20 protein-coding genes are annotated in these 20,005 nt (G+C 48.1%); 12 read left to right on the top strand and 8 right to left on the bottom strand.

What is annotated here, in order from left to right:
• Positions 1–95: 95 nt before the first annotated feature.
• From Q4488_RS09500 to Q4488_RS09480, 5 genes are all read right to left on the bottom strand, one after another.
• The gene (locus tag Q4488_RS09500) at positions 96–1,808 is read right to left on the bottom strand and encodes a diguanylate cyclase (RefSeq protein ID WP_303580240.1); all 1,713 of its coding nucleotides are present in this window, start codon (positions 1,806–1,808) and stop codon (positions 96–98) included.
• A gap of 133 nt (positions 1,809–1,941) precedes the next feature.
• Positions 1,942–2,457, bottom strand: coding sequence for an ATP-binding protein (locus tag Q4488_RS09495; RefSeq protein WP_303580239.1), 516 nt, complete (start codon positions 2,455–2,457; stop codon positions 1,942–1,944).
• Complete coding sequence (pnuC, locus tag Q4488_RS09490) at positions 2,457–3,098, bottom strand: nicotinamide riboside transporter PnuC (protein ID WP_303580238.1); 642 nt, start codon at positions 3,096–3,098, stop codon at positions 2,457–2,459. Before pnuC ends, Q4488_RS09495 begins: the two co-directional genes overlap by 1 nt.
• A 626-nt stretch (positions 3,099–3,724) precedes the next feature.
• Positions 3,725–4,777, bottom strand: coding sequence for an alkene reductase (locus Q4488_RS09485; protein WP_303580237.1), 1,053 nt, complete (start codon positions 4,775–4,777; stop codon positions 3,725–3,727).
• 23 nt (positions 4,778–4,800) lie between these two features.
• Positions 4,801–5,106: a helix-turn-helix transcriptional regulator gene (locus Q4488_RS09480; protein WP_303580236.1), complete on the bottom strand. Its 306-nt coding sequence runs from the start codon at positions 5,104–5,106 to the stop codon at positions 4,801–4,803.
• 477 nt (positions 5,107–5,583) lie between these two features.
• Between Q4488_RS09480 and Q4488_RS09475 the strand changes: the two genes are divergently transcribed.
• From Q4488_RS09475 to Q4488_RS09440, 8 genes are all read left to right on the top strand, one after another.
• A complete protein-coding gene (locus Q4488_RS09475) occupies positions 5,584–6,603 on the top strand; it encodes an ABC transporter substrate-binding protein (RefSeq protein ID WP_303580235.1) in 1,020 nt (339 codons plus the stop codon).
• A 9-nt stretch (positions 6,604–6,612) separates the two neighbouring features.
• Complete coding sequence (locus Q4488_RS09470) at positions 6,613–7,395, top strand: ABC transporter permease (RefSeq protein WP_303580234.1); 783 nt, start codon at positions 6,613–6,615, stop codon at positions 7,393–7,395.
• Positions 7,380–8,111, top strand: coding sequence for an ABC transporter ATP-binding protein (locus tag Q4488_RS09465; protein ID WP_303580233.1), 732 nt, complete (start codon positions 7,380–7,382; stop codon positions 8,109–8,111). The genes Q4488_RS09470 and Q4488_RS09465 overlap by 16 nt, the downstream gene beginning before the upstream one ends.
• 19 nt (positions 8,112–8,130) lie before the next feature.
• On the top strand, positions 8,131–8,433 hold the full coding sequence (locus tag Q4488_RS09460) for a hypothetical protein (protein ID WP_303580232.1): 303 nt from the start codon (positions 8,131–8,133) through the stop codon (positions 8,431–8,433).
• A 254-nt stretch (positions 8,434–8,687) separates the two neighbouring features.
• Entirely contained in the window at positions 8,688–9,392 is a 705-nt protein-coding gene (locus Q4488_RS09455) for a mobilization protein MobD (protein WP_303580231.1), read from the top strand.
• A 117-nt stretch (positions 9,393–9,509) separates the two neighbouring features.
• Positions 9,510–10,727, top strand: a complete 1,218-nt coding sequence (locus tag Q4488_RS09450) for a DEAD/DEAH box helicase (protein WP_303580230.1) — start codon at positions 9,510–9,512, stop codon at positions 10,725–10,727.
• 11 nt (positions 10,728–10,738) lie between these two features.
• Positions 10,739–11,656 (top strand): glutaminase, encoded by a 918-nt coding sequence (locus tag Q4488_RS09445; protein ID WP_303580229.1) that lies wholly within the window; start codon positions 10,739–10,741, stop codon positions 11,654–11,656.
• Between the two features lie 24 nt (positions 11,657–11,680).
• Positions 11,681–12,196: an RNA methyltransferase gene (locus tag Q4488_RS09440; RefSeq protein WP_303580228.1), complete on the top strand. Its 516-nt coding sequence runs from the start codon at positions 11,681–11,683 to the stop codon at positions 12,194–12,196.
• Between the two features lie 246 nt (positions 12,197–12,442).
• Here the strand turns inward: Q4488_RS09440 and Q4488_RS09435 are convergent, their stop codons facing one another.
• The 3 genes from Q4488_RS09435 to tauA form a co-directional block, all read right to left on the bottom strand.
• Positions 12,443–13,345, bottom strand: a complete 903-nt coding sequence (locus Q4488_RS09435; protein WP_303580227.1) for an ABC transporter permease subunit — start codon at positions 13,343–13,345, stop codon at positions 12,443–12,445.
• Entirely contained in the window at positions 13,345–14,193 is an 849-nt protein-coding gene (locus Q4488_RS09430; protein WP_303580226.1) for a taurine ABC transporter ATP-binding protein, read from the bottom strand. The genes Q4488_RS09435 and Q4488_RS09430 overlap by 1 nt, the downstream gene beginning before the upstream one ends.
• 98 nt (positions 14,194–14,291) lie before the next feature.
• Positions 14,292–15,320, bottom strand: a complete 1,029-nt coding sequence (tauA, locus tag Q4488_RS09425) for a taurine ABC transporter substrate-binding protein (protein WP_303580225.1) — start codon at positions 15,318–15,320, stop codon at positions 14,292–14,294.
• A 166-nt stretch (positions 15,321–15,486) separates the two neighbouring features.
• Between tauA and Q4488_RS09420 the strand changes: the two genes are divergently transcribed.
• The 4 genes from Q4488_RS09420 (at position 15,487) to Q4488_RS09405 (ending at position 20,002) form a co-directional block, all read left to right on the top strand.
• Positions 15,487–16,956 (top strand): PLP-dependent aminotransferase family protein, encoded by a 1,470-nt coding sequence (locus tag Q4488_RS09420; protein ID WP_303580224.1) that lies wholly within the window; start codon positions 15,487–15,489, stop codon positions 16,954–16,956.
• A gap of 125 nt (positions 16,957–17,081) precedes the next feature.
• Positions 17,082–17,819, top strand: a complete 738-nt coding sequence (locus Q4488_RS09415; RefSeq protein WP_303580223.1) for a sulfite exporter TauE/SafE family protein — start codon at positions 17,082–17,084, stop codon at positions 17,817–17,819.
• A 10-nt stretch (positions 17,820–17,829) separates the two neighbouring features.
• A complete protein-coding gene (locus Q4488_RS09410; RefSeq protein ID WP_303580222.1) occupies positions 17,830–18,591 on the top strand; it encodes an SDR family NAD(P)-dependent oxidoreductase in 762 nt (253 codons plus the stop codon).
• A 25-nt stretch (positions 18,592–18,616) separates the two neighbouring features.
• Positions 18,617–20,002, top strand: a complete 1,386-nt coding sequence (locus Q4488_RS09405; RefSeq protein ID WP_303580221.1) for an aspartate aminotransferase family protein — start codon at positions 18,617–18,619, stop codon at positions 20,000–20,002.
• Positions 20,003–20,005: the final 3 nt, after the last annotated feature.

Here is a 20,005-nt window from a genome sequence, read left to right as displayed (position 1 = left end):
GCTTGAAAAGGTCCAGACATTTCGCTGCACTGGCTTTCGCGTATCTGGCCATTCTAATGTCCGCAGAGAACATAACGCACTTATTCGCACCTTCCCTAAGCTAGGCTATATAACTGAGACTGATTCCTACCGTTATTTTTCGCGCTATAAAGCGCTTGATCAGCGTGATCGATCGTATTTTGTAAATCAGGTGCGTCCGCATCCACTTCGGCAAGACCAACACTGATGGTGCAACTAACAGATTGATCGCGATCGACCTGAATCGTCATCTTTTCTAATGCTTGTCGAATTCGCTCAGCCACTACATAACCCTCATGCAGCACCGTATCCGGCATGAGAATAACAAACTCTTCACCACCATAACGGGCCAATATATCTTCGTGACGGCACTGCCCTCTAATCACATCGGCGACCCGCTTGATTGATTTATCACCCAATGCATGGCCATAAGTATCATTGATCTGTTTAAAGTGATCGATATCGATCATGGCAATCGAGACCGGCTGCCCGGTTTGTTTGGCTTGTTCCAACAAGAGATTTGCCGCCAGACTGAAATGGCGACGATTAAACAGCTGCGTCAGTGGGTCGGTGGAGGCTAATAATTGCAGATCGGCCTGGGTCGCTTTCAATTTTTCCAAGGTGCGAATCCGATAAGCCATAATCAGCGAGAGCACAAGAGCTTCAAGAACAATACCAATACCCACGCCGTGACTATTGATATAATTGAACTCCGCTTTACCCTTATAAAAAAACACCGCCAAAGTGCTAAAGAAAATAAATAATCCATGGCCGAATAAAAAGAACCGGGCGATTGGATGTTTACGCACTAGCATCGAACAGGTCACGCTGAGACTAACCACCATCATAATGGCGGCTAACGTGCTGGAATACTTCAGTGCCGTAACGATATCAAATAAGCCATAGACAAACTCAAAAATCAGCAAGGTAAGAATAGACAGTAGCGCACCGTGCTCAATGGGGTATTTTCGCTTGGTTTCAAATATATTAACCATAAATAGCAGGATAAAGATCGGCATACTGACTAACGATAAATGCCACTTGAGCGTCACACTGCCATACACATTAAAGAGATCCGCCAATAAACCGTAAGAGAGTGCGATCCAAAAACCACCCGAAATAAGATAACAGGCATAAAAAAAATGCTCTCTTAGGCGCGATGATAAAAATAGCAGTAGGTTATAAACAATTAGCGCTAAGATCATCCCCACCAGTAAGGCGATATCGGTATATTGGCCTAATAACTCTCTTTTGGAATGATCTTCATCATATAAATTCAGCACAAACCACTGATGCGAAAAAGCCAGACTTTTCACAAAGAGGGTTTTATGTTGCTGTGCGGCTAAAGTGAAATCAAACACCGCGCTACCACGATACATCCATTGCTGTGTCGTTTTATCATCCATATCAAGCAGCCGCGCACGGGTTAACTCGCCATCAACGACTTCATAGAGTTCGATTTTACTATTGTGATAGGCATATGGATGATGCAGATAGAGCTTGATAGGTGTCGACTTCGCATTTTCAAGTTCGATTTTCACCCAAGTTGTTTTGGAGGCAGTGCCTAATGACACCCCATTAGATGACACTTGAAACGCTTGCTGACGAACCTCTTCAAACGGCATTTGTTCGCTTTTATCGACAAAATATCCCATCTGAAACTGTTCAAGCTTGACCCTATTCTCCGCTATGACCTGCACTGGCACCATGGCAGAACAGGCCCCAGAAAATAAGTAAATACACACAAAAAATAGCTTAAGAATCAATGGACTGGGACTAGTATAGGTCATTAATTATCTTCTATAACTCGGTAGATACTACCTGCTTTTATAGCACGTGATAAATCCTAACTGATTCATAACAAAAAGAGTACAACAACGCGCCTAAACATAGGGGGAACATGACTCACATCGGGAATCATGCCTAAAGCAGACGCTTAAGCGCAGCCTTCGCATTGATTAAGCGTTGATGCCCTATCCCATCAATTATCTCATAAGGGCGATTTAAGCGCTGAATCTCAGTTAAATGGCGCTGAAACAGCCTGTGCCGATCATCCGCTCGCGGATGTTCACGTAAAGGATCTGCCGCCCAAGGAATATCAGGTTTGCACAGCAGGTAAACATGAGATGTTTCCTCTGCCAACGCATCTGCAATCAGCTTGGGGCATTGACCAAACACCACTTCAGTCCAAATTTTATAATTGATCAGATCAGTATCAAAAATCCCCAACGGCAGCGTCGGCGGCACCTGCAACTGCTGATAGTGTTGATGCAGCACACTCAAACGGATTAACTCTTCAAGATCATAATCGGGGCCGTGCTGTGTCAAATAAACCCGTGCATACTCCGAAGCAAAAGGCAGATCGAGCCACTGACTTAGCTGTTCCGTTAAGGTACTTTTGCCCGAAGACTCGGCGCCCGTCAACACAATACGCTTCATCAATGATTCACTACCCTAGCAGCCTGCTTAAGAGATCGATGCCATTGCAACCAGCCATACAATCCCAACAGCAGAAAAATAGCATATTGCACAGAATAGATCGGGGCATCTTTGAGCCAATAAATATAGATACCCAGCACATTCACGATGCTCCAGAAAACCCAGTTTTCCATCCGTTTACGCGCCTGTAAGAATTGAGCGAAAAAACTTAACACCGTGGTAATTGCATCCAGCCAGAGTAACGAGGGCTGCGGAATCCAACTGACCTGTGTCGCCAAAGCAGCAATCCCCTGTCCCCATGCCACAATACAGAGCACGACTGCCGCCAGCAACGCTAACTGACGCTGACGGCTTAACCATGTGGGAATAAAAGCGACCGACGAAACGCTGTTACCGATGATCCAAGCCCGCCAGCAATATAGTTGAATCGGTATATAAGCGAGATAGAGAATACCATCGGACACCAACTGCCATTCAGTGATCGCCAGCCAGGCCGAAATCGATGCCCAAAGGATACCCAACGGCCAGCCCAGCATGTTTTGCCTCGCAATCAGCACCACGCCAAGAATCGCACTAACGGTGGCGGTTATTTCCAGCGGCGTAGTCCCCAACAATTGAAGCCATTCGAACGTCATTAACATGTTATTGCCTATACACCTCTGTTGAATTTTGAACGGCAAGTTCGAGGTTCGACACAGAACATCGCGCCCAACCCCAATATCGCGCTTAACATACATGCTAAACCGCTTACTCGTCTCAATAGCTTACCCGCAGAACAGCGATTGTATCGCCATCGGTTAGGTTTTAATGTGATTAGGTGAAAATATTCATATTAAAATGTCTTCTGCAGATATAACGTTGAAAATGCCACGCCCATATTCCAACCGACTACCCTGAGTACGATTAATGATGGCTCTGAAAATCGATGACAAAAGTGGAACCGCGATATATGAAACCATGCCTTTCAGTCATTGAGGGTATTGTTTACTCCTGAAGAGGGCACATATTTGATAGCTTGACGAAGATGTTAATACTTAGGAAGCTAAGCTTATCAATCTAGGGCGGAATAAAAGAGATCAGAAAAATAAACAGCTCACCTCTCGAGAAGATCTCTGAAGAAGGTCTCTGAAGAAGGTCTCTGAAGAAGGTCTCGAGAGAAAGCCTATGAAGAAGCGCCTATTGCCACAATCTTGGACGTTAAACCTGTGATCAAATCGCACTCAATCATGGCCTAAGTGATCAGACCATGATTGAGTACTGTAACGCCCTATGGCAGCGTGGGATAATCCGTATAGCCTTCGGCACCCTGAGCATAGAATAGGTTTGCACGAGGAGGGTTGAGTTCCGCCTCGAGCTTCAACCGCTGGGGCAGGTCCGGATTGGCAATAAAAGGCACACCAAAGGCAATCGCATCGGCTTTACCCTCGGCTAACCATTGATTAGCCAGCGCTTTAGTAAATTTCTCATTGGCAATCACGGGGCCAGCAAAGCGTTCTTTCAACAACGGCGTCAAACTGTCATCCGCCGCATGCTCTCGTGTTGAAATAAAGGCGATGCCCCGCTTACCCAACTCAGTAGCCACATAACTAAAGGTCGCTTGCGGATTTGAATCCCCCATATCATGGGCATCCGTTCGCGGTGCTAAGTGCATGGCAACCCGATCCTTACCCCAAACCTCGATACAGGCATCGGTAACTTGCAACATTAAACGGGCACGATTTTCTAATGAACCACCATATTCATCATCCCGCCGATTAGTTTTATCTTGCAGAAACTGATCCAACAGATAGCCATTGGCCCCGTGAATATGCACGCCATCAAAACCAGCGGCTTTGGCATTAATCGCGCCCTGACGATAATCCTCGATAACCGCTTCAATCTCAGCTAATGTCATCGCTCGAGGCTCAACATAGTCTTTCACCGGTCGCACGAGGCTGACATGACCTGCGGGTTTAACCGCACTCGGGGCAAGCGGCAACGCACCCTCGAGATACAGCGGATCAGAGATACGCCCTACATGCCACAACTGTAGGAAGATACGCCCACCCGCTTGATGGACGGCATCGGTGGTCAGTTTCCATCCCCGTACTTGCTCATCGGACCAAATACCCGGTGTATCGGGATAACCCACGCCCATCGGCGTGACCGACGTTGCTTCCGACAAAATCAAGCCGGCACTACTACGCTGTCCATAATACTCAGCCATCAATGCGTTCGGCACTCGGCCAGCATCGGCACGACAACGGGTTAACGGCGACATCACAATACGATTTTTAAGGGTCAGATCACCCAAGGTGATCGGATCAAACAGAGTAGGCATTAATGTCTCCTATCGACACGCTTTTAAAGCTGTTCATTTAGACGCGCAATAAACTGCTGAATCACCGTCTCATTGCGCATAAAGAAATTCCACTGTCCGAGTTTTTTACTGCTGAGAAATCCCGCCCGCTGTAACGTTGTTAGATGAGCCGACACGGTTGACTGAGATAACCCAGCTTGTCGAGCAATCATGCCAGCGCACACGCCAAAACTCAGTGGGTGCTCCTGATCGGCAAACAACAGTTCAGGTTGTTTTAGCCAGTGTAAAATCTCTCTGCGCACCGGATGTGACAGCGCTTTGATCATCTCATCGAGTTCAGCGGCGCTCATCGTCTTCCTCTTACTATTGTCGGCCTGTGATTTTTACAATTTGCCTGCATCAGATGAAATCAACTGAGCGATTCATACACGCTTTCTCGCGTTTTCGCTTCGACATGACACGTTCATCACCCTGCACTATCGAGATTAAGCGCCACGGGCATGCATCAATAAATACACACTATATCGCTAAAACCCGATATAGCGAAATATATATCGCTTTTGCACGATATACAAGTCTAATCAACACATAAAAATACGCTTACAATGCGATCTTGCTGGCATCTAAACCGCTATCCTCCTCTAGAGCATGACCGACAGGTCATTTATAAATGGGCTTCAAAATCTATCTCTTTTAAAAATACCCAACGACTGCTCCGCCAAAAAACAGCTTATTTGTTTAGTTCAAAAAGATCTTAAAATTAGCTTTGATATACATTTAGTTTATATATAATTCATAGCCAAATTTTAATTGCGTGGAGTGCTCTAATGTCTCGATTCGTGGCCCTGATGACCTTGTTCTTGTGTGGCTGGAGTAGTTTAGTGACTGCGACCGACAAAAATCTTGAAATTGGCTATATGCCTATTATTCCGATTTCCCAAGCCTTTATTGTTTTGGAAGGTGATTCCTTGGAAAAGGTAGGCGTTAGCGACCCTAAGTTGTTTCAATTTCAAAATGGACCCGCCATTGTGCAAGCGCTCTTAGCCGGCCAATTAGATGTTGCCTATCTTGGTATTGGACCCGCCATGGTAGCGCGTGCCAAAGGGGCAGACATTAAAGTGGTTGCCTCTAACATTGTTGAACAAATCAGCATGATCGCATTGGGCGAACTGTCTCCTTACTTTGATAATGGTGATGCGAACACGGCGTTTGCTCGCTTTAAAGCGGATAAAGGCCGTAAAGCCGTGATTTCTACCTTCCCTAGAGGTTCGGTACCCGAAACGGTGTTGCAGTACTGGTTGCAAAAACAACTCGGTATGAGCACTGATGAGATTAAGCAAAACATCGACATCATTTACCAAGGCGCGGCTCAGGTACAACAAGCATTGATGACCGAAGCGGTCGATGGCGCAGCTATTTTAGAGCCCGTCGTTAGCATTATTCGTGATAAAAAATCCGCTGCTAAAGTCGTGGCCTCAGGCTCTGGCATGTTCCCTCATCAGCCGGGTGCGGTATTAGCCGTGCGTGAATCATTGATCAATGAGCATCCAGAATTGGTGAAAGCACTAGTGAAAGCACACATCGCAGCCACCGATGAACTGCGTAATGCCCCAGAAAAAGCGATAAAAGCCGTTGGCAAATACGTCGGTGGTGGTCGTTTACCGAAACACATTATCTTGAATGCGTTGCAGAATTCACACGATCAGTTCGAAGCAGATCCGAACGCCATCATAGATGGCACCCGTACCATGCATGATTTTCAAGCCAGTCAAGGCACACTTAAAGCAAGCGTTGACCTAAACGCACTGTTTGATGTTCGTTTTTATAACGAACTCACTAGGGAGTAATGCCACATCATGGAATCACACACTCACCCTTTAACACGCTCACGATGGGGGCGTGCTTTACTGGGTATGTTAGGTCTAGCCGCATTTGTGCTGTTGTGGAAATACGCGCAAGCGGCAGGCTGGGCGGCGGCTGGCACCATTCCAGACCCCTTTAAACTGCCACAAGCACTGGCTGATGAGTGGACATCCGAACGTTTAATGCCCGCAGTCCTCTCAAGTTTAGTTCATTACGCGTGGGGCTTGGCGATTGGTACGTTTCTTGGTTTCTTAGTGGGTACATTAGCGGCGTCTTCATCGCTGCTAGATGCATTACATGCTTTGCTCGCGCGAATTCTGCGGCCAATTCCGCCATTAGCCTGGGTAGTCTTTGCCATCGCTTGGTTCAAAGTAAGCCATGCGGGAGCCGCCTTCGTGATTGCGATAGGCGTATTCTGGGTAAACTATTTTGCAACCTATTCTGCGGTACGCAATGTAGATTCTCGTTTTTATGAACTGGCTCGAGCCTTTGGTCAAAATGGCCATTTGCGTCAAGCCTTTCAAGTAACCTTACCTGGAGCGGCAACAGGAATTTTTTCGGGTATTCGCACCGGTATTGGACAAGCGTGGATGACCTTGATCGCTGCTGAATTGTTAGGCGTGCCTGGCATGGGACAAGAGATGAATTCAGCCGCTGGCGTCGGCGCTTACGAAGTGGTTGTGGTTTACATGCTGATTATTTCTCTGGTTTACACCTTGAGCGATACCCTATTTGGTTTGATTGAAAAGCGAGTGTTAACATGGCGCCCATCCTAAAGATCGAAGACCTGAGTTATCACTACGGTGACAACCCTGATCCCGTGTTTTCCAATTTAAATCTTCAAATAGAAGACGGCGAGTTTATAGCGGTCGTGGGTGGTTCAGGCGTGGGTAAATCGACACTGTTACGCTGTGTGGCTGGCCTTACGTCGGCGAGTCAAGGCACTATTTCACTGAACGTGGAAGAAGACGAAACCCGACGCTCGCGCAGCGTTGTGTTTCAAGATGGTCGTCTTATGCCTTGGCGTCGACTGCGTAGCAACGTGGCTTACGGGCTGACCGGCCTGAAACTGACCGCCGAAGAGAAACGCAACCGAGTAGACGACGTATTAAAACTGACTCGCCTTGATGCGTTGGCTGAACGTTGGCCACATCAGTTGTCGGGCGGCCAAGTACAACGGGGCGGCATTGCCAGAGCATTGGCGGTCAAGCCACACCTGTTATTAATGGATGAACCCTTTAGTGCGGTAGACGCCATCACGCGTCACCATTTGCAAGATCAGTTACTGTCGATCTGGGAGCAAACGCGTAAAGCGGTGATGTTTATCACTCACGATATTGAAGAAGCGGTATATTTAGCCGATCGAGTCATTGTACTATCGGGTTCACCGGCGAACATCGTGTTAGAAAAACCCATTGATCTGCCTCGTCCACGACTACGTGGCACCGATACATTACAAACAATAGCTCAAGACATCGCGAACGCACTTTAACTTTGAGAAGGACACCCTCATGCCAGTGACTCAATTGTTGATCCACGCACCGACAGTGGATGCATTAAAGCGAGCGCAAAACAACGCCCGTAATTTGCTTAAATTAGAAGCGGATGCCCAAGTGGAAATAGTCGTCAATGGCCCAGCGATGGCTCTCGCTGTTACTCTAACAGACGACGATATTTTAAGTCGATTGGTGCTCTGTCGTAATAGCTTACAAGCGCAAGCCCTTTCAGCTCAGGCAGACGTTAAGCTAGTGGATGCCGCCGTTCAGTACCTTGCTCATCAACAAGCCGGTGGTTGGTCTTATATGCGCGCTTAAGGCTTTCCTGCCCGCTAAGCAAGATTCAACGCTAGGGTCAGGCTCTTAAATAGATCAGAATGCTTTAATCTAAACATTCAAAAAGTTCTCTTGGCGTAACTTAATTGCGTCTCTAACTCGCCCCGCTTTAGTGCGTTTAAACGGATTTACCTCCTCAGACCAATGATTAACACAATAGGCTTGAAATACCTTATTCATTAGCGCATTTTATACTGCAGCATTTACAACAAACGAATATTACGGATATTAAATTCATGAGTACGATTCATTTTGTCGGTGGTGAAAAAGGCGGCGTTGGAAAATCGGTATTATCCCGCCTTTTATCACAGTATTTTCTCGATAAATCACAACCCTATATCGGACTGGATGCCGATCAGTCTCACCCGACGTTAAGTCGCTATTACGCCGACTACACCCGAAACATTAATCTTGATCACTTTGAAAGCATCGATCAGATTATGGAACTGGCATTAGAGGATGATTGCAATGTCCTGATCGATCTACCAGCTCAAAGCGAACGTTTTCTCGACCGCTGGATTGAGGAGAACGGCGTCATCGATATGTGTCAGGAGATGGATATAAAATTAGTCTACTGGTATGCGGTTGATAGCGGCCCCGACTCAGTGAACCTGCTAGACAACTTCCTCAGCAAATATAGCCAACAACTCTCTGTCATTGTGGCTAAGAATCAAGGCCGCGGCACGGACTTTAGCAACATCGAAGCATTAGCACCGCTGCAAGGATTCGATCCCTCCGTCAAACCCGTGGCACAGTTTTATATCCCTGCACTGCATACCTCGACCATGCAGAAGATTGAAAAACTGGGGCTTAGCTTTTGGGCCGCCGCTAACCTGAAAGATAATGATGTTCCTCATCTAGGCTTGATGGAAAGACAGCGCGCGAAGGTGTGGGTGAACAAAGTGCAAAACACGCTCGAGTGGTTAATCAACGGGCTATAGTCGTCGGCGGGGACAACGGTTAGGCGTCGCCCCCGCTCTCTTTTCAGTGATCTTTTCGCCGCAAACAGCGTACTTATCTGATAAACTCGCGCCTATTCAAATGTTAAGGTTTAGGTTATGAGTTTTTCATCTTTTGGTTTACACCCTTCACTGCTGCAAGCCATTGAAGAAAAGGGCTATAGCCAACCCACTCCAGTACAACAAGCCGCTATCCCGACTATTTTAAATCAGCAAGATCTCATGGCGGGCGCACAAACGGGCACAGGTAAAACAGCCGCCTTTGCTTTGCCTATCCTGCACGTTTTAGCCAAAACGAAAACACCGGCCACCGTCGTCAGCACACTGGTATTGACGCCCACACGCGAACTCGCTCAACAAGTGGCACAGAGCTTCAAGGATTATGCTAAACACCTACCGCTGCGAACTGTGGCCGCTTATGGCGGCGTGAGTGTTAACCCACAGTTGGATGCCATCTCCCAAGGTGTCGATATTCTCGTGGCCACGCCGGGTCGTTTAATCGATTTACTATCCCGTCAAGCGATCGATCTCAGTCAACTGGTTTTCTTGGTTCTCGATGAGGCGGATCGCATGTTGGATATGGGCTTCATCGATGATATTAAACGGATTCTTCGTAGCGTACCCGATAGCCGTCAAACCCTGCTATTCTCAGCGACATTCGATGATGCGATATTTAAACTCAGTCAACAATTACTCACTGAGCCCGTACTGATTGAAGTTGATCAGCGTAACGCCGCCGCCAGTCAGGTAGAACAGATCGCCTATGAAGTGGATAAGCAGCGTAAACGGGAGATCACCTCCTATCTAATTGGCTCAAACAATTGGCAACAGGTGTTGGTATTTACTCGCACCAAGCAGGGTGCCGATACTCTAGCCAAAGAGATGTGTAAAGACGGCTTAAAAACCGCCGCGATTCACGGTGATAAGTCTCAGGGGGCTCGTGAAAGAGCGCTGGCAGGCTTTAAAGATGGCTCGATTCGAGTACTGGTTGCCACCGATGTCGCGTCACGCGGTTTAGATATTCAGCAACTTAAATATGTGATCAATTATGAGCTACCCCATAATGCGGAAGATTATATTCACCGCATAGGCCGCACCGGTCGAGCGGGCAAAAACGGTGTTGCGATCACGCTGCTCAGTGCGGATGAAAAGTGGTTACTCGATGAAGTGCATAAGATTCTAGATGGCCACTTAATGCAGCAATGGCTACCCGGCTATGAGCCCAGCCTTGAGCAAGATTTCGGTCAGCGAAAAAAGCCCGGCCGCAGCAACAATAATCGGCGCAGTAAGCCAACAGGTCGCTCACGCAGACGATAAGGAGAGCTGTGGTGCAAGATATTTTAGATCAGATCGTCGCCACCGTTGGCGCGAGTGCCGACCGCGGTAAAGTCGCGGACTATATCCCTCAATTAGCCTGTATCGATGCCAATCAATTTGCTATCACCGTAGCGCTAGCCGATGGCCGCATCTTTAGTGCCGGTGACAGTCAACAACTATTCTCGATACAGAGTATATCGAAAGCCTTTACCCTAACCATTGCATTGGGCAAGCTCGGCGATGCGGTGTGGTCACGAGTTGGACGTGAACCCTCGGGCGATCCATTTAACTCGATTGTGCAGTTAGAACATGAACACGGAAAACCGCGAAACCCCTTCATTAATGCCGGCGCGATCGCTATCGCTGATGCCATTTTAATGGGCCATCAGCCGAAAGAAACGCTGGCAGAGATCTTACAGTTTGTCCGTTTTATTGCCGCTGACGATAGTATCAGTATCGACGAAAAAGTGGCTCGTTCAGAACAAAGTCGAGGCGACCGTAACGCCTCTCTAGCACACTTTATGGCATCGTTTGGGCGCTTAGATAATCCGGTCGATTGCGTCTTAGGCACCTACTTTCATCACTGCTCGATCGCCATGAACACTCAGCAACTGGCGAAAGCGGGACTGTTTTTAGTGGATAATGGTCGTAACCCGGTGTCGGGTACGCGCGTCGTTTCGACTCAACGCGCTCGCCGTATCAACTCGCTGATGTTAATGTGCGGACACTATGATGGCTCGGGCGAATTTGCTTTCCGTGTCGGACTACCCGGTAAAAGTGGTGTGGGCGGTGGCATTCTCGCCATCGCACCGGGCAAGGCATCGATTGCCGTCTGGTCACCCGGTTTAGATGATGTCGGTAATAGTAAACTGGGCACCGCAGCACTGGAAAAACTCGTACAGCACACCGGTTGGTCTATTTTTGGTTAAGCTTGTTTGAATAAGGATGATAGCGTGGAAAATCTAGGTTCAGCAGCCATCGGGCTGTGTAACCCCAAAAGCCCCTCCAATGTGGGAGCCGTTATGCGAGCAGCGGGCTGCTATGGCGCCTCGGCAATCTTCTATAGTGGTACACGCTTTGAAAGAGCCGCCAAATATCATACCGATACGCGTAACGTTAATCAGTCCATTGCGCTCACACCGGTGACATCCTTTGTTGGGCTGACTAGCCCCTCGCAGAAGCTGATCTGTATCGAGCTCGCCGAAGGTGCCACTCCCCTACCCGAGTTTATTCATCCAGAACACGCCCTCTATGTTTTTGGTCCCGAAGATAGCTCCATTGATCAAGCGACCATCGATGCTGCCGATGCAGTGGTCTATATTCCCACCATCGGCTGTATGAACTTGGCGGCGACCGTCAATGTATTGTTATATGATCGCATGGCGAAACAAAACCGTGATATTAATCATCCCGAACTGATCAAACAGAGCCGCGATGTTAACAATCGACTGGTGTTTAACAAGCCATAACTGGGCTATACCGAACATACTGATAACCTTAGAAAGTATAAGGTTAGAAAAGTGATGTGAGGGAAGTGATTAAAGATGTTTTTCGCGTCTGGATGGCAGCCTTTATAAAAGCACTTTTTAAAAGCACTTCTGGATAGACCACTGGCATAGCCTGCCAATAGGCTAAAGACAGATAAACACGGCAAGCGGTCTATCTGTCTTTATGTTTCACGGCCTTAAATCAAGCGTGAATACTATCAACCGGTATCAACGCCCTTTCCAAGGCACCAGCTTTCTCTCGAGGTAACGCATCAACATATCGAATAGATAGGCGATGATACCGATGACGACAATCCCCATAATAACGATATCGGTCACCAGAAACTCTGCCGCATTCAGTACCATAAAGCCTAAGCCTGCCTGTGCTGCCACCATTTCAGCGGCCACGAGTGTCGTCCAACCGAAGCCAATACCGATGCGCATACCGGTCAGGATCTCTGGCAACGCGTTAATCAGAATAATATGTTTAATGACCTGCCAGCGACTTGCACCCATCGAATAAGCTGCATGTATCTGCTCCATCGCCACGGATTTAACACCCGCTCTCGCACTCAAAGCCATGGGTGCGAAGATCGCCAGATAGATCAGCACGACCTTTGACACTTCACCAATACCCAGCCAGATGATCACCAGCGGTAAATAGGCCAATGGCGGTAGTGGACGATAAAATTCAATAATTGGATCAAAAATACCGCGCGCGATACGGTTAACCCCCATAAAAATACCAATCGGTACAGCGGTCACGAGCGCCAATAAAAAGGCTGAAAAGACTCGCATCATACTCCAACCGGTGTGTTCCAGCAGGGTGGCGTTGGCAAAACCTTCGGTCGCCACCTCCCAAAAACGCATCACAACCGCACCAGGCGAGGGTAAAAATAGCGGTTTAACCCATTCGAAATAGGTGGCGATATACCATATACCAATCAACATCGTCGTGGTGAATAAGCTAATCGCTAAACTTTTCCCTTGCCCAGGCGCCCCATAAGATTCACCCGGTTTAACAGGGCCTGCGGCAAACACCGATAAGCACCGTTTTAATAGTGTCGGCTTGACGAGTTCATTGACCGACTTGTTAGCGTTCGGCGGTGTTGCTATTGTCGTCTGATTCATCAGTGTAACCCTCCACCAGCGACTTCATCACCGTGAATGATACCCAACACTTTCTCTCGCATTGCGATAAATTCGGGCATCGATTTAACTTTTCGAGCATCCCGGTTTTCAAGGAAGATCTTATTAAACTCCAGCGGAAACTCATGTGTAATACGCCCAGGACGCGGTGACATAATAATCAACCGTGAAGCCATAAACAGGGCTTCTTCGACGCTGTGCGTGATAAAGAACATCATTTTTTGGGTTTCCCGCCAGACATCCAACAGTAACTCTTGTAGGACTTCCCGCGTCAATGCATCGAGCGCACCTAATGGCTCATCCAATAGTAACATCTGCGGATCATTGGTTAGCGCGCGGGCAATACCCACTCGCTGTTGCATTCCACCGGATAGCTGATAAACAGGATGATTATGAAAACCTTCTAGGCCCACGAGTTTGAGAAAGTCAGCGGCACGTGCTTTTCGCTCCTTTTCTCCCACCCCTTGCAACTTAAGACCAAATGCAGCATTTTCCAACACATTCAGCCAAGGCAAGAGAGCGTGCTTCTGAAACACTACACCACGATCTTTGCCGGGCCCAGAAATCTGATCTTGCAGGTCCAGCCCACACGCCACGCGAGGCAATCCAGCAATGCTGCTATCCCCCAGTGTTAAGTATCCTTCAGATGGTTGAATAAAACCCGCCATCAGGTTAAGCAGTGTGGTTTTACCACACCCAGAAGCGCCTAGGGCAACCACAAACTCGCCGGGTTCAATATTAAAATTAATACCCGAAAGTGCGGTGACCTCTTCCCCTCCATTCACACCCGGATAAAGAACGGATACATCATGAATTTGTAATCGGCTCATACCAAATCTCCTGTAAACAGCCGTGATGATTGAAACCGTTTCACGCAGCTAATTAGCAACATCTGCTTTGTGCGCGAAACGGTTATCGCTGGGTCAGATCAAAGCTTGGCGGCAGCTTCGGCGAATGAAGGGTTTACAAACACGCTGTAATCATCCGCTAAGGTGCGCACTTTGCCCTGCTGCTTTAAAAACTCAGAGGTAAACTGCAACGCTTTAGATGCGCCACCCTCAGCACCACAACCTAACCAAGCGCAGCCGGTCTGTGCCGTCAAACTCGGGAAGTCATACAGAGCAAGAACACCCGGCACATCGGCCGCAGCACCACCGGTCATTTTCGCAATGGACTGCACTAAAGGAGATTCAGTCGTCAAACCGTCTTTTTCTGCTTTATAAGCATCATCCGCAGCGGCAATCAATTTAATCATCTGCGCAACAAACTCAGGCTGTTCCTCACCGAGTGACTTGTTAATCACCAGACCATCAAAAGTGGCTTTACCCCAACGGCTGAGATCTCCCGAACTAAATAGCACATGACCTGATTGTTTAATGCGTCCCAGTGCAGGGTCCCAGATAAAGGCCGCATCGATATCGCCACGCTCCCATGCCGCATTAATCGCGTTAGGCTGCATATTGATCAATTTCACGTCTTTTTCAGTTAAACCAAACTGCTCCATGGCGAACAACATATGAAAATGCGTCGTGGATACAAACGGTACACCGATTTTTTTGCCTCTTAGATCTTGCGGGGCAGCGATACCTGAACCGTCGCGAACAACCAGCGCCTCGGCATCATTGATATTTTCTAGCACCCAAACCAATTCGATCTCTAGTCCTCGGTTAACCGCCGCGGCAATCGGGCTTGAACCCGCCGTAGCAATATCAACATCGCCCGATGCCATCGCCGTAATAACCTTGGCACCTGAATCGAATCGACGCCATTCAATATCAACGCCTGTCGCTTTTTCTAGTTGCTTTTCAGCAATGACCGCTTTCCAAGGATTCATGATACCTTGATAACCAATCGTGACCGTCTCAGCACTGACCATACTGGAAAATACAAATCCGCTTGCAAGAACCGATAGCGTGGCTGCTCTTTTAACAAACTGGGTAATTTTTCTAGCTTTCATTCTAAGGCTCCTAGAGGTTTGAAGTCGGTTGATCTGTATGCAGGTTAAAAGCAGACGTTGAACAATCGATAGATCCAAGCATGCAAAAGAAGTAGGTCCAAAGGTAGCAGATGGACTATAATTTGCATCAGATTGGAGCAACCGTATTTTATTTCACAGGCAAATCATGCTTGATCACTATTTTTTTATCACATTTGATCCCGAACGAACCCTTCAGGAACAGATCCGCGAACATTTAGTTAATCTGATTCTCTCGGGAAAGCTGCCATTCAATCAATCTCTGCCCTCATCCCGCCGCTTAGCCCAATTACTGGGGGTTTCACGCAATACCATCGTGCTTATCTATGAGAGTTTGGTGGACAGTGGGTTTATCGAATCACGTGCTAGAAAAGGCTATTTTGTTACCCATAGTTTTAAAAGCCCTGAGATCATTAGCACCGATATGGTGCAAAAAAAGAATATTCACTCACCCGTCTGGTCCAAACGGTTTCAGAAAAAGCCCAGCACTGAAGCCAATATCATCAAACCAAACAAATGGCAAAGCTTTGAATACCCCTTTATCTATGGTCAGATTCAACATGAATTCTTTCCTTTAGAACTGTGGCGCGATGTCGCCCGTAAAAGTATGAGTGGCCGTTGGAACAGATACTGGCTCAATGACATGGTCGACACCGATGACCCTATTTTGATTGAGCAGATTCGCACGCGATTGCTGCCTCGACGGGGCATCCATGTTGATCCCAACGAGATTATTATCACCATCGGCACACAAAATTCGCTCTACCTGCTGGCCAACTTGCTGTGTAACAGTCGAATACGCATGGCCGTTGAAACCCCGGGTTTTCGCGATGCCTTCAATATTTTTTCACTGTTTGATAGTCAAGTGCACCAACAACCGGTGGATCAACACGGCATCATCATTGATGAGCGGTTGCACAATTGTGACTACGTCTATACCACCCCCAGCAATCAGGTGCCCACGGGAGTCGAACTCAGTGATGAACGCCGTCAACAACTAATGGCGATGGCGGTGGAGCAAGACATGATTGTGATCGAGGATGATTACGATGCCGAAATCAATATGAAGCTGCACCCCAAACCCGCGCTGAAGGCTAACGATGAACATAACCGCGTGATCTATATCGGCAGCATGTCAAAATCGATCTCACCGGGGCTTAGAGTCGGTTATATGGTGGCCGATGAAGAATTGATCTCTGAGATTCGCGCGCTGCGCCGGCTGATGTATCGTCATCCACCGGTTAATAATCAGCGACAGCTCGCACTGTTTTTATCACTCGGTTACTACGATACTTATTTGCGTAAAATGCGTGAAATTAACGCCTCTAAACTGCAACGCATCGTGCAATCGATTTATCGTCATTTTCCTGAAATGCTCACCTCACAAGAGATCAGCCGAGGGGTGACATCGGTGTGGTTAAAGGCTCCCGAGGGGGTCAACACCGAGGAAGTGTCTTGGGCCGCGGCACGTAAAAGTATCCTCATGGAACCCGGCGCGATCCATTTCTCCTCGGCTAACCCGCCGGAAAACTTCTTCCGGCTCGGATTTTCCTCTATCGCTAATCATAAGATCGAACCGGGTATTGCCGCCCTCAAGCAGGTTTTTGCCCAGTTTTAGAATGCTGGTACTAAATTTTCTTTTATCTGGACCTATAGCCGTTCCCCCTTTTCCATCTACCGTATCTTCTCTGGCTCGCTTTCCTGTTGTGTTTTTGACGGGCCATCAATCGCGGAGATCTGTTTATGCCTCATCTGGAATTGGCCATGCTATTAGTCCTGCTAGCCGCGCTTGTGCGTGGTTACACCGGCTTTGGCTTTGCCGCAATTGCTATTTCCGGCCTGAGCCTAATCTGGCCAGCACAGATCAGCGTGCCCGTTATTCTCATCATCGATGCCATTGGTTCGATCGGCATGTTAGCCAGTGCTTGGAAATTTGCCGACCGTAAACTGCTTAAAAACCTCAGTCTAGGGGCGATTGTTGGCCTTCCGTTGGGCTTAACCGTACTGATTCAAGTGCCCGACTCAATGCTAAAGTTTGCCATCAGCAGCGCTATTTTGTGCATGGCGCTATGGATTCTATTTGCCCGTAACATCAAGATAAATCCGGCTGAATGGCACACCCGTATCATCGGCAGCATCTCCGGTGCTTTTACCGCCGCCGCCTCGGTTGGCGGCCTCCCGATTGTCTGTTATCTCCTCATGACCCATCATGTAGCCCTCGTTCAAAGAGCTACTATGGTGATCTTTCTCAGCAGCACCGACCTTATCTCCATCGGTTTAATGGCCGGTAATGGCATGATTACCAGCGCTTTATTGCAGCCCACACTACTGCTACTCATTCCGGCATTGATTGGCGTACAGTGCGGACAATGGTTTTTCCATCGCAAGCCCCCGCTGTCTTTTCGCCCTATTGCCCTGCCCGTTCTGATGCTGCTATCAACAGTCAGCATCTACTACAGCGGCCTATCCATTCTGAATTAAGGAGTTGAAGATGAACAAAACAGCCGTTATTACAGGGGCCACCTCGGGCTTTGGTTTAGCTGCCGCGCATCGTTTTGCCGATGCCGGTTGGAACCTTGTTCTAACCGGTCGCCGAGAGGAACGTTTAGCCGATATCGCCGCTGAATTGACCCCAAAAACAGCTGTGATGACTCTCAGTCTCGATGTCTGCGACACCGCTGCGGTGCAACAAGCCTTTGCAAAGCTTGACACCCCGTTTGACAGTATTGATCTACTCATTAACAACGCTGGCTTAGCACTAGGCACAGAGCCAGCACAACACTCAGAACTGAGTGATTGGCACCGTATGATTGATACCAATATCAAAGGGCTAACCACCGTAACCCACGCCCTTCTGCCTAAGCTTATTGCTCGAGGAAAAGGTAGCAGCATTATCAATATCGGTTCCATTGCCGCTAACTGGCCTTACCCCGGTGGCAACGTTTACTGCGGCACCAAAGCCTTTGTCGAGCAGTTTTCACTCGCCTTGCGCTGTGACTTGGGCGGCACGGGTGTGCGGGTAAGCTGCTTAGCCCCAGGGTTATCCGAAAGTGAATTTACACTGGTCAGAACCGGCGGTGACCAACAAGCCTATGACAACCTCTATAAAGGCGCCGCAGCGATTCAACCCGACGATATCGCCGACACGTTGCTATGGATTGCGCAACTGCCCGCGCACTTGAATATCAACACCTTAGAAATCATGCCCGTGAGTCAAAGCTGGTCCCCTTTTTCAATCAATCGCGATGCCTGATAACAGGTATAACAGGAGTTACTCTATGTCACAGTACAATGAATACAGCACTGAACAGATCAGATCCATGGATAAGGCCCATGTCTGGCATCACCTCACACCCGGCGCGGCTGCCGAAAAAGGCATGCCGCTGTTTGTCAAAGGTGAAGGCTTAGACCTTTGGGATATCGAAGGCAATCAGTACCTCGATGCATCAGCAGGCGGGGTTTGGGTCACCAATGTCGGTTATGGCCGCAAAGAGATCGTCAATGCGATCAGTGAACAACTGATGCAACTGAACTACTTCGCCGGCTCAATGGCGAGTAAACCCGCCGCTGTTTTTGCCGATCGCCTGATCGACAAAATGCCCGGTATGCAACGGGTGTTTTACGCCAGCTCTGGCTCTGAAGCTAACGAAAAAGCGTTTAAAATGGTGCGTCAGATTTCGCACAAGGAATACGGCGGTAAAAAGCACAAAATTCTTTACCGCGAACGTGATTATCATGGCACCACCATTGGAGCCTTAAGCGCCACGGGGCAGCTACAACGACGCGATCAGTTCGGTCCATTCGTGCCCGGTTTTATAGAGTTTCCGCACTGTTTTGAATATCGCAGTCAGTTTGGTGCAACCGAAGATTATGGCCTAAAAGCCGCACAACTGATGGAAGATGTCATCCTACGGGAAGGCCCAGACACCGTTGGCGGCGTTATTATTGAGCCTATCACAGCCGGTGGCGGTGTCATTTTACCACCAGAAGGGTATCTGAAAGCCGTCGAACAGATTTGTAAAAAATACGACATCCTGCTGATCGTTGATGAAGTGGTCTGCGGTTTAGGCCGCACCGGTAAATGGTTTGGTTATCAACACTACGATATTCAACCGGATATCGTTACCATGGCTAAAGGTGTCGCTTCGGGTTATGCAGCGATCTCTTGCACCGTTACCACTGAAGCGGTTTACAAGCGCCTACAAGAAGACTCGGCAGACGATAAGATGGGTTTCTTCCGTGATATCTCAACCTATGGCGGATGCATGGCAGGTCCCGCCGCAGCGGCGGCCAATATGACCATCTTAGAAGAGGAAAATTTGCTCGAAAACTGTGCAACACTGGGCAAAACCTTACTCGATGGCTTAAAAACGTTGCAAGCTAAATATCCGATTATCGGCGATGTGCGGGGTATCGGACTGCTTTGTGGTATCGAACTGATCAAAGATCCAGACACCAAAGAGCCAGTCGATGAATCTGTCGCCATTCAAGTCGTTAATGCCTGCAAACAAGCAGGATTACTGATCGGACGCACCAATCGCAGCTTCGATGAATACAACAATATCGTCAATATGAGCCCTGCATTATGTATCACAGAAGCACAGCTTGAACGTGTCTTAGACATACTTGGCGAGGTATTTGCTTCACTCCCTGAGCCAAAATAATCA

This window comes from Amphritea sp. 1_MG-2023, assembly GCF_030547545.1.
Taxonomy (GTDB): Bacteria; Pseudomonadota; Gammaproteobacteria; order Pseudomonadales; family Balneatricaceae; genus Amphritea.
Note: the sequence above shows the minus strand (reverse complement) of the source record. Positions and strands in the feature narration are given on the sequence as shown.